This is a genomic window from Microbulbifer mixtoriginis (SeqCode), assembly GCF_052466715.1.
In genome coordinates, this window is the sequence record NZ_CP174288.1 from 2,932,971 (window position 1) to 2,944,220 (window position 11,250).

At 46.3% G+C, this 11,250-nt stretch carries 10 protein-coding genes; 7 read left to right on the forward strand and 3 right to left on the reverse strand.

Annotated features, from left to right (window positions below; genetic code table 11):
- Positions 1-493 precede the first annotated feature (493 nt).
- The 6 genes from ACJJH9_RS12980 (at position 494) to ACJJH9_RS13005 (ending at position 5,794) form a co-directional block, all read left to right on the forward strand.
- Positions 494-1,966 carry an alpha/beta hydrolase gene (locus tag ACJJH9_RS12980; RefSeq protein ID WP_444923025.1) on the forward strand — a complete coding sequence of 491 codons (1,473 nt, stop codon included), beginning with the start codon at positions 494-496 and terminating at the stop codon, positions 1,964-1,966.
- A 119-nt stretch (positions 1,967-2,085) separates the two neighbouring features.
- Entirely contained in the window at positions 2,086-3,180 is a 1,095-nt protein-coding gene (locus tag ACJJH9_RS12985; protein ID WP_252082487.1) for a PaaI family thioesterase, read from the forward strand.
- Positions 3,181-3,324: 144 nt separating this feature from the next.
- Positions 3,325-3,858 carry a DUF2058 domain-containing protein gene (locus ACJJH9_RS12990; RefSeq protein ID WP_252082489.1) on the forward strand — a complete coding sequence of 178 codons (534 nt, stop codon included), beginning with the start codon at positions 3,325-3,327 and terminating at the stop codon, positions 3,856-3,858.
- 8 nt (positions 3,859-3,866) lie between these two features.
- A complete protein-coding gene (locus ACJJH9_RS12995; protein ID WP_444900264.1) occupies positions 3,867-4,424 on the forward strand; it encodes a DUF1415 domain-containing protein in 558 nt (185 codons plus the stop codon).
- Between the two features lie 3 nt (positions 4,425-4,427).
- The gene (locus tag ACJJH9_RS13000; RefSeq protein ID WP_444884251.1) at positions 4,428-5,015 is read left to right on the forward strand and encodes an endonuclease dU; all 588 of its coding nucleotides are present in this window, start codon (positions 4,428-4,430) and stop codon (positions 5,013-5,015) included.
- 269 nt (positions 5,016-5,284) lie between these two features.
- Positions 5,285-5,794: a 6-carboxytetrahydropterin synthase gene (locus ACJJH9_RS13005; RefSeq protein ID WP_444889798.1), complete on the forward strand. Its 510-nt coding sequence runs from the start codon at positions 5,285-5,287 to the stop codon at positions 5,792-5,794.
- 123 nt (positions 5,795-5,917) lie between these two features.
- Here ACJJH9_RS13005 and ACJJH9_RS13010 read toward each other — a convergent pair whose 3' ends face one another.
- Positions 5,918-6,400, reverse strand: coding sequence for a hypothetical protein (locus ACJJH9_RS13010; protein ID WP_444900262.1), 483 nt, complete (start codon positions 6,398-6,400; stop codon positions 5,918-5,920).
- 257 nt (positions 6,401-6,657) lie between these two features.
- Positions 6,658-7,143: a hotdog fold domain-containing protein gene (locus tag ACJJH9_RS13015; protein ID WP_444886779.1), complete on the reverse strand. Its 486-nt coding sequence runs from the start codon at positions 7,141-7,143 to the stop codon at positions 6,658-6,660.
- Positions 7,144-7,636: 493 nt separating this feature from the next.
- Here ACJJH9_RS13015 and ACJJH9_RS13020 point away from each other — a divergent pair, with 493 nt between their 5' ends.
- Positions 7,637-8,554: a haloalkane dehalogenase gene (locus tag ACJJH9_RS13020; RefSeq protein ID WP_444900261.1), complete on the forward strand. Its 918-nt coding sequence runs from the start codon at positions 7,637-7,639 to the stop codon at positions 8,552-8,554.
- A gap of 89 nt (positions 8,555-8,643) precedes the next feature.
- On the opposite strand, the gene ACJJH9_RS13025 is transcribed toward ACJJH9_RS13020, so the two are convergent.
- Positions 8,644-10,728, reverse strand: coding sequence for a neutral/alkaline ceramidase (locus tag ACJJH9_RS13025; RefSeq protein WP_444900260.1), 2,085 nt, complete (start codon positions 10,726-10,728; stop codon positions 8,644-8,646).
- Positions 10,729-11,250: the final 522 nt, after the last annotated feature.

Consider the following 11,250-nt stretch of genomic DNA (forward strand, 5'->3'; position numbering starts at 1 on the left):
GCAAAAAATCAAACAATCTCCAAAACTATTTTCCCACTTCTCACCCTCAAGCTGAGTATCAACGAAATTAATCGAATTTAATCTACCAATCGAGGACCTTTCAAGCAAACTGTGCCGCCCCCACCTTGTTCCAACGATAGATTCCCAATGCTCATCAACTCAGAATTGCCAATCATTCTATGCAAAGCCGTCCTCACATATAGATAGTGCCAACCAAACAAATCACAAGATGGTACAAATGCATACCCTTCGGAGAGTAAAGAGTTATGAAATCAAGCCATAGGACCATCGATTGAAGTAAGAGGTTGAATTGAATGACAATTCATAATCTCAATAACATTCAAGACTGAAAGCTCCAAGCTTACGAATATGAAAGGGTTTCAATTATTTCAGCAAAGGTAAGAGACTCACCTCTTTTACCATCAGCTGGCTCAATCAAGATTTTTCAAGTATAAAAATACAAAAAATTCACTCTAGGGAAGGATTGTAGTCAATGAGTTTTATTTTCAATTTCCATTTTTTAAAGGTCTTTCTACTTTTAAGTCTCCTTGTTGGTACAACAACCACCCATGCCAAATCTCCTGTTAATGAAGAGGCGTTTACTTTCACGACTTGGAATAAGCAGACTGCAGACGGCTATAAGGGCTTCTTTGAGGCAATAGAGAATCGTAATAATCCAGAAAGCCGCTCGCTGAAACTTCACTATGTACGCTTTCCGGCAACCGGAAAAAAGTCGGGCCCGCCGATTATTTATCTTGCCGGTGGCCCTGGTGGATCGGGCATCATGGCCGTCAACTATCGTTTTGATATGTTTATGGCTTTGCGGGAGTACGGCGATGTGATCGCCCTGGACCAGCGTGGCACCGGCCGCTCCAACGATCTGCCTCACTGTGAATCTCGGCAGGTTGTTCCCGCCCTGAAAAAAACAACTGATAGCCAATACATCGAATATCATCGCGAAGCTCTGCGTGAATGCCTAGCATTCTGGCATCAAAAGGGGGTCGATCTAGCCGGTTACAACACCCTGGAAAACGCTCGCGACCTGGAGGCGCTGAAACAACATCTGGGGGTAGAGAAGATTGTGTTATGGGGCACTTCTTACGGCAGCCACCTTGCTCTAGCGGCAATAAGTGAGATAGAAGACTCCATAGACAGAGTGATCCTTTCCAGTGCTGAAGGCCTGGATCAAACTGTTAAATTACCCGCGCGAACGGGTTCTTATTTAGATCGACTGCAACTCGCCCTGGACCAGCAACCCGCAGCCAAAGTGGCCTACCCTGACATCAAGGTTCTTATCGATAGAGTGCACACAAAGCTGGAGCGAGCCCCAGTCAAAATCCAGATCCCTCAGCGGGAAGGCCACACTCTGGAGTACCTGCTTCAGCGTAGAGACATGCAACAAATTGCCTCCGCTTTTATTGCCGACCCCAAAAGTGTCGCCCACTTGTTAGGCTTCTATCGAGCTCTTGATTTGGGGCATGTTCCGGCTTTCGATCGAGTTCCCAGACGCTACTTTCCCGATGGATTCTTGAGTCCAGGCTCTCCAATTTCCCTGAGTGCCATGCCAACGGCAATAGATATAGCCTCAGGTATAAGCACACAGCGAAAGTCTGAAGTGAAGGAGCAAGCAAAAACCGCCCTGTTAAGTGACTATCTCAACTTTTCCTATCACTACGATGGCTTGGCTGAGCAGCTGGACCTGGGTGATGCTTTTCGCAGCAACCCCCATAGCAATATTCCCATTTTGCTATTCAGTGGCACTCTTGATGGCAGAACGTACATAGAGAGCCAGCATGAGGCAATGGCAGGACTTAGTAATGCCACACTGGTAACAGTAGAAAATGCCGGTCACAATTTATTTATGGCATCCCCAGCGATACAAGACACCATCAACTCGTTCATGGAGGGGCGCCCAATCGAAAAAACCACTCTTACGGTGGATTTACCAGATTTTTCACCACAATAAGGCTTGCCCACCCAGATAGCGGCAGGTCAATAGTGCCTGCTGCCATATCCAGCCCACATTCCCTCGTTTACCCAGCCCTTGCACATTAATCTTTCAATAGATGAAATTGGAGGCGGGGGATGACCAATATCACCGACGAAGTTCATCGTGGTGCCATCTGCGACCTGCGAGCGTTGCAACAACCCGGTCTACAGACTTTCAAACGATATATTCGTGGAAGCTTGCCGGGACCGCCCTTTTGGCGGCTCACAGGTATGCAGCCAACGGAAGCAGGGTTGGGCAAAGCCACTTACTCAATGCCCATCACTCCCTGGCTGGCAGACGGCACCGGGGTCTACTGGGGTGGTATTTACGCGATGTTCGCCGACGCGCCCCTCGCCTCTGCAATTTGGACGACTCTCCCGGCCGGTAAAGTACTTAGCACTTCTGAGTTGAATATGTGTTTTATCCGGCCAATTACCAGTAATACTCAGAATATTGTTGGCCGGGCCACGACTGTGCATTCCGGTAGCCAGGTGGGGCTCTCCAGCATTCAGATCAACGATCAAGATGGCAGAACCCTCGCCTATGGAAGTACCCGCTGCCTAATTGCAGACTTCCCAGTCAATCCCGATCAGGAGCTACCTCTGCCAGACCTGGGACCAACCGATCCCCCAGACCCCTATCTCAGACCGCCACCTAAGCCCTATTTCTGTGATATGGGGCATCTGCCGGAACAGGTACCTATTGAGCTTCAGCGAACTACCATCAATGAGGGCCGCATTCACCCCGTATGGTTGCTCACCGGTTACCGCGCCATCGAAATCGAGAACGGCCGCTGTATTTCTACCATGCCCTCATCCCCCTGGTTCTCTAACGGCACCCTGTCTATCTACGGAGGACTGCTGGCCTGGGCGGCGGACTTCACTATGGGGGCGGCCGTATATTCCACCTTACCGGCGGGCAGTATATTTGCCACCTTAGATATGCATATCCGCTTTGCCAGACCGGCCAAGCTCAACAGTGGGGACCTGATCCTCGAGGCGCAAGTTCTTCACCGCGGCCGCCAGCTACGGGTTTCCTCTTGTAATATCGATACCCCCAGCGGCAAACGCGTGGCAATTGCCACGGGCTCAGCACTAATGATTCCAGGGGGTGCACAAATGTTGAGCGATGGTAAAGAGCCCGATGAGATCATTGCTACCGCTACCTCTGGTAAGCCCTGGACCCCTTAAATCAAATTCCCTGCCAGCACCGCGGCTATCTTCAGGTAAAATGCCCCACATCTATGAAAGGGGTAAGCCCCCAATTACACTTTGACCAAGTAGCCACCAAACTTACTGGTGGCACAATCCAATTACTATTGCAGGAAACATACTATGGCCTCACTGCAAGACCAGCTGTTACAAGCAGGACTCGTCGACAAGAAAAAAGCCAAACAGATCGGTAAGGAAAAGCGCAAGCAACAGAAAGTTGCAAAGAAATCTTCACAACCACAGGTAGATGAAACAAAGTTAGCCGCGCAGCAAGCGCGTGCGGATAAGGCTGCACGGGATCGCGCCCTGAATGCCGAACGTGACGCTGCGGCTCAACAGAAGGCCATCGCAGCACAAATCAAGCAACTGGTGAACAACAACCGCCAGCCCTACTCAGGTGAAACCGCCTATAACTTTACCTTTGATAAAAAAATCAAAACTATCTATGTCAGTGAAATCCTGCGGGATCATCTCATTGCCGGCCGGTTGGTGATTGTCGCCCAGGGTGAACAGTTTGAACTGGTACCCAGAGTGATCGCCGACAAAATTGCCGAGCGCAATACCGAAATCATTGTCAAACCTACCGAAACTTCGACCTCGGTGGACGAAGACGACCCCTACGCCGACTTCCAGATCCCCGACGACCTGATGTGGTAAGCCGGTACATGGAGCAACAAGTTACACAGACAGTGGAACAATGGCTCACCGATGTTGTGGTGGGCCTAAACCTCTGCCCTTTTGCGCGCAAACCACTACGCGCAGGCCAGATTCGTTATAAGGTCTGTAAGGCAAACAACGAGGATGCTTTACTGGCAGACCTCCTTGCTGAGCTTCAACGACTCGACAGTACGCCGGAAAACGAACTCCTGACTACCCTGCTGATTATTCCAAATTACCTAAAGGATTTTGCTGACTACAATCAATTCCTCGATCAGGCCGAATGGCTACTGAAGCGCAACCATTACGAAGGTATCTATCAGATGGCCAGCTTCCACCCGGAGTATCAATTCGCAGGTACTGCCCCAGAGGATGCCGAGAACCTCACCAATCGGGCACCCTACCCGATTTTGCACCTGCTGCGGGAAGAAAACCTAGCCAAAATGATTGATCTTTACCCAAACCCGGAAGCTATTCCGGAAAATAATATCCAACGGGTAGAGTCTCTTACTCAGGAGGAGAAGCTAAAACTCTTTCCTTACCTTTTCCAGCAGCTGAAAAAATAAACGATGAAGCCCATCGCAGAACTTCTTCGCCTAAAGAAGAAACTCCGCATTATTGGCTTTGACGATGCCCCTTTCCAAAAAGAGCGGGGCTCACCTGTAAACATCAGCGGGATAATATGTACCGATACCCGCTTTGAAGGCATGCTCTGGGGTGAGGTACAAAAAGACGGCATGGATGCTACTGAAGTTATCACGCAAATATTGCAAAGCAGCAAGTTTTACCCCCAGATTAACGTGGTACTGATTGATGGCGTCGCCGTTGGAGGCTTTAATATCATAGATCTCCCCAAACTGGCTGAATCCTTGAAGCGCCCCTGTATCGCGGTAATGCGTAAACCACCGGATATGTCAGCCATTAATAAAGCCCTGAAAAACTTCCCTGATTATTCACTACGCAGGGAGATTCTACTTAAAGCAGGCAAGGTTTATTCTCACCGTAATTTTTACTTTCAGGTACAGGGCTGTGTCCCGAACATTGCCGCCCAGATACTTGAGCAAGCTACTGATAACGGCAATGTGCCTGAAGCCCTGCGTTTAGCGCATATGATAGGCGCAGCAGTAATGACTGGACAAAGTGGGAACAGAGCCTGAAACATCTCTTTAATGTATTTTCTTATCCTTGGCACCTTTGAATTTATTCTTTCCACAATCCAATTAAGGCTAAGAGTGAGGACATCTTTCATTGGATACCAAACTATTATCGGCGACCTGTATCTCAAAATAGGCTGTTAGGAATTCTTTTATCGATCTTTCTGCTCAGCTCTTCTCCCCCATATCAATCAACCCTCCCAAGATATCTCAAAATATCTATTATACTCAGCAGCAAGCAATAGTAATCTGAGTAAATCAGGATCACTCCAATGCCTCAATACTTCAATATCACCTACTGCCTTGACCTCAATATCACCAAGAAAGTAAATTACGCCTATATAGAGGATAATAAGCTGGAAGAAGGCTTTGTTGGTTACAGGTATCGAGTGGAATGTACATGCAGAGCAAAATACCAAGATCCTCCCACCGACATGTCATTCCTGAAAAAAATATTTAAAGCTGAGATTCAGGATCTCTGCGATCATGCTACGATTATTGATTATCAAGACCCCTTTTTAAAGGAAATTATTAACTCCATAGAATACATGGGCATAATCTATCAACAACAAAAAAAGGCACAATTTATTCAAGCGAACTCCAAAATTGGGAAATTGTGTATAACACCCTTTAAACCAAGCTCCGAAAACCTCGCTAAAGCTTGGCATGGTGCCATTCATCAAAGAGTTGCCGCCAATAGCTCAGACCTAGATATTAATTTCGAAAAGATCAAAGTCTGGGAAACCAACAATTGGTATACAGAGTTCTCTGTAGATCTGTAATTAAAATAGTGGATAGTAATAGCAAAACAAGTTTCACTTAGAGTGGACCACTCGGGTACATTTCAAGGCTATTTTCACTGGTTTTTAATGAAAGTAGCCCTGAATATTAAAAGGTACTGCAATCTACAGAATAACAGCGCTATCCCTCGAGCCAGAGGTGAAAAGAGCGACTAAAGAAAACTGGCTAAACCCTTGATCCGTTGAAAGAAACTCCTTGCACCAAAAGTGTAAATCTTCAGAAAATGCAGCTATAGCGGATTGTTTGTCGTCATCAGTTTTAAACTGAGATTCTTGAAATTGCTTTTCCAGCGCAGTGAAGTGACAGCGAACAACAGCCTGGGCATCATTCTTTCTTTGGTCATCCGTGACGGTCAGGGTTAATTGCGAGCTGATGGGTTCCCACTGAATAAGGAAGTAACGAGAACTATCATTTACATTTTTACTTAGCTTGGAAATAGCCAGCTCAAGGCTTTCGGCAAGATCCTGATAAATACCCTCACTGCTTAATGCCTGACTTTCCGCATTATATATTTCATACTCAGTATTATCCCCCTCTACCGCTTCAAAGGCGGATATCGAATGACTCATATCCCAAATTAAACCCATAACTCCTCCAGCCAGTCGATCGATTACTCTTACAAGTGAACTATTTTACGACGTTCACGGCCTCCGTACATCCACTTACGAGGTTCAATTGACTGTATAAATTATAAGCAGTAATCTAGGCCAAGACTGTTATATTTCAGATACTCAGAAAAGGACTATGAGGACTACCTGCCCTCAATTTCGGTCAATTTCCGCGACTTGTGACAGTCTAAAAACCTAACCCCATTTGCCAACCGCAGCCGGAACCTAACCCGCCTTTACTTGTTTGTGGGGCGCTGAGATACACGCATGGTGATGTCCGCGTGAAACACTTCCTCACCGTTAGCATCGAAGACACCCACGGGCATAACCACATCACCAACCTGAATAGATGCAAAATCTGGATACTCACAAACCGCACGCAGGTTGGTTTTTGCCATTTTCAGGTACTTAACTTCCATCCCCACGGGTATCCAACGAAAGCGGCGATCCAGAGAAACATCCAAGCAGACCCCGCCGGCTAGTTCGGCAGCATTACACATCGCAATCGCATGCACTGTGCCTATATGGTTTGTCACTCCCCAACGTTTCTTCAGCAATACTTCTACACGCCCCGGTGATACCTCAGCAAAGCAGGGCTTAATAGACCTAAAGTAAGGTGCTTTGAAAGCGACCACCTTCGAAACTGTCCAACGCCCAAACGCCGAACCACCAAACTTCTTCCAAAGCTGCAAAACTGCACTCTTCGAGGACTGATACTCCATCTTGTCTCACTACCTTAACCGTTTACTGATAAGCCCTTTGCTAAGGGGCTTGTTAACGAGGGCACTATACAACATCTCTTCTCTAAATCAGGTAATCAGAACTATCAGGGTAATTGACCCTCAAGTGCGCCTAGGGGTTGCCCAAAGACAAAGGAAGCGGAAGATGACCTGTACTCAAGCCTGTGTAGGCTCTCATCCACAGTTTAACCATGCATGCCAACCCTGCACTGAAATTAGCATTTAAATAGAAAGTAAAAGTCGAAAATCTAAAAACACATTTACCGGAGCTTAAATATCTATCTATGGCTTGTGAATTGTGAGAACCATTCCTTATCGACAATATGTAATACTTGAAGAAATTTTACCTATAAATCTACAGCAAAATCAAAAAAACCTAAAAACCACCTTTAACTTGTATACTGGTTATTGTTTAATTTCGTAAGTTAAAATCATAAAAGTCTAAATACTAACATTTAATAAAAGAGGCTTACCAATGCCTATTGAGCGATTAAGAACTCCCGAAGAGCGCTTTTCCCTTCTGCCAGGCTTTCCCTATCAACCAAAATACATCGATACTCTGGATGGATACGATTCAATGCGTATGGCCTACATTGATGAAGGCACCTCTGATGCAGAAACAACATTTCTTTGCCTACATGGGGAACCAACCTGGAGCTATCTGTACCGAAAAATGATTCCAGTATTCATAGAAGCTGGGCACCGGGTTATTGCTCCTGATCTCTTTGGTTTTGGTCGTTCCGATAAACCAACAGATGACAATACTTACACCTTTAATTTTCATCGCAACAGCCTGATACAACTTATTGAACACCTAGACCTAAAAAATATCACTTTGGTATGCCAGGACTGGGGTGGACTTCTAGGCCTCACTCTGCCAATGGATATGCCGGAAAGATTTACACGATTACTGGTAATGAATACTGCGATTGCAGCGGGGGATGGCGCTTCGGAAGGTTTTTATCAATGGAGAAATTTTTCTGTCAGTGTTCCAGAGATACCGGTAGGCGGCTTAATTGCCACTGATGCCAGATCGGAAATCAATCTATTTGATATAGTGGCTTATGATGCTCCCTTTCCCGATAACCGCTATAAGGCCGGTGTTCGTCGCTTCCCCTCAATTGTTCCCGTTGATCCCGACATGGAGGGTGTAGAACTGGGGCTAGAGGCCAGAAATTTCTGGTCCAAGACCTGGGAAGGCGATAGCTTTATGGCAATTGGAATGAGGGATGCCGTACTCGGTGAAAAAGTAATGGAAATGCTTAGGGGGACTATCAAAAATTGTCCTCCGCCTCTCAAGCTTGAAGAGGCTGGTCACTTCGTACAGGAATATGGCAAGGAAATTGCTGAAAAAGCCCTATCTCATTTTCAGCTACAAAAACCTGCCCAATAGATAAGAGTTAAAAAATTAGTGTTCATTGCATCTAAATCAGGCCGAATTAACGGCCTGATTTACTAGTCGAATAATTTGATCAACACAACTCAGTTATTGACAGTAAAACTGCTCGACTTGCCTGAGTAGCTGCTAACCTTCCCTGTCCAGCCACTTTTCCAGTTTCCCTTGTGTTTTATGCGATAAGTACCCGCAGGAGTATCCTCACCAATTACCCACTGCCCTTCAGCAAAGGAGCAGGCCAGGCAGTCTACCGCAGTATCCCTTGTCCAGATAAAGCGAGTATCCAAGTCATTGTCAGTAAGATAGGTTTCCCAGTTGCCATTTACCTTACGTTGAATCTCTATAAAGGTATCTCCCGTTCTGAAATCGTTACGGGGATGACCGGAGCGAAAACTCGCGGAGACAGTATCACCAACAGAATAGTTGCTACGTACATCATTCCAAACCTGGCCGAAGGATTCCCATAGGCGCTTATCATCGTAGACGACACCAATGACATGAATAATTTGGTCATTCGATAAATCTGTTGGTGTCGGCCCTGCATCCACCGCCAGATTATTATTCATGGCGTTGGCCATATCTGTATAAATCTGTTGATAAGCCGCCAAGGTATTGGGCCCATAGATCGTGTGCCCCCCCTCATAGTGTTGTCTGTCAAATTCTTCATGAGTGGTCACATAACCGGTATAAGCATTGGCCAAACCGGCAATAACTACCCTGGTAACACCGTGCCCCTGCATTGAGGCCAATACCTTTTCTTCCAGGCGGCGACCAGCCATAGTGGTCATTTCACTCGGCGCGGCCACTAGGACCAGGGACCCAATGCGAAACATCTGAAATGGCAGATAAGGGGTATACAGCTGCTGCCCTACTACTTTACGCTCAACAAAAGTGGGTTTGGGATATTGGCAAGGATCATCCTGTGTATCCTTATAAACGGCAGCCGCAGAGAAAGCGTTCATTAACCCAAAGAGCGGGAAACCTCTGATCACTGATTCGAATAGGCTTTCGCTGCGATCCCACTCAATGCCTTCGTTTTCAACTGACATCCCCTCGAAAATACCATCAATCCCACTGGGACCATCCCAGGAAGAGCCAGCTGTGAATGACCAGCCCACGGCACCTTCGCAAATATTTTGCTGCCCTTCGCCAGTATATTCCCCGGCTACGGTATAACCGGGGAAATATATGTATTGATGGCGATAATCAAGATTGTTCAATAATTTATTGTTCGAGGTACTGTAAAGAGACTTCGCTTTGTTTGCCTGTTTTTCTGCAGCCAACTCAAGACTCTCATATTCACTGGAGCCACAACCATTCCCTGGGCCACAAATATTGGGAGAAGCGTCACCTAGATTGCTATTGGCAAAGGCCGCAACAAGATTTCCTGTCGAATCTGTCTGATTTGAAGCCCATTGCTCAAATAAATAACTGGCAGCCCCCTTGTGATCACTACTCAACTGACGTTGACCGGTACCGAGTGAAACATTGTGTAGCGCAAACCAGTTAATAATACCCAATGCTTTATTATTCGCATTAACCAGCTTGAGCTGCGTCATAGTTTTGTTGGTATCGTATTGGTAATTGCCCGTATCCGGATTTTGCGCGTAGGGCTCCGGGTTGCGGTTGACACTCGTGTTGAGCAAGGTACCTTGCTCCAGGTAAATGTCGCCCTCTGCCAAACTGCTATTTGCCATAACAATAGATTGGTAGATACCTTCTACGATCGCGTTATAGTTATCTTCCGCATAACCCAGTGCACTCATATTGAGCATCACATAGTGATCATAACCTCCAGGGCCTACGTGGGTGTGGGTGGCCGTGAGCATCACATTTTCATCTGTAAAGCGGTCGTTGCCATACCTACTCTTGAGCTTGGCAACCACACCCTGTTTAACACCTTGGGTAATACTCTGTAAATCGGCGGAAACAAATACCAGACGCTGACTATCATGAGGATTGGCAATTACAAAAGCACGGGACCACAAGCGGCTATGAATTCCTTTGGTTGTCTGACTGGTTTCTCCATAACCAACCATACCAACATCGGCGGCTGGCCCAGTGATATCGTATTTACCCGTACCTAACAGCCACTCTGCACTGAGAGCCAGGGGGGAGAATCCAAGCAGTATAAAAAATGTGGTATACCATCGAATTATTTTTGTCTTCATTTTTTCTCCATAATTTTTATACGAAAAGTCCTTTCAAAGGCCCTCTATCCTTGATTTCAAGGCGCCAAGAAACCAGTCCCTTCCGAAAAAATCAGCTTGATATTGTGTGATAAAAACTGGCCGAACCAGTGGATGCCTGTGAGTAATTACCAACTACTCACAACGGTTTTCTATTCCTGATACCGCTGCCTTAGCACTCTAGAAACTGCGAAGAATGATCGGCAGGGTCGATGTCCTTGATCGCACCAGGCGTTTATTATTCTGTAAAGGCACGCGGGTGCCAGCATACTCTAATTATCCCAGTCAGTGTGGTTAACAGAACTCAACGGCCGCCAAAATAAATCTGACATGATAAATTTCAAAGTAATACCAACCCAATAAAAAACAGAAATAACAATTAATTATTTCTGTTTGCGCCAACTGACAGCACTATTCATCTTATAAAGCACAACAATAAAAAGATGACTCGCGCGTTCTAACAAACACCTGATCAGCCGCTCATCTACCATGGCGATAAAGGAC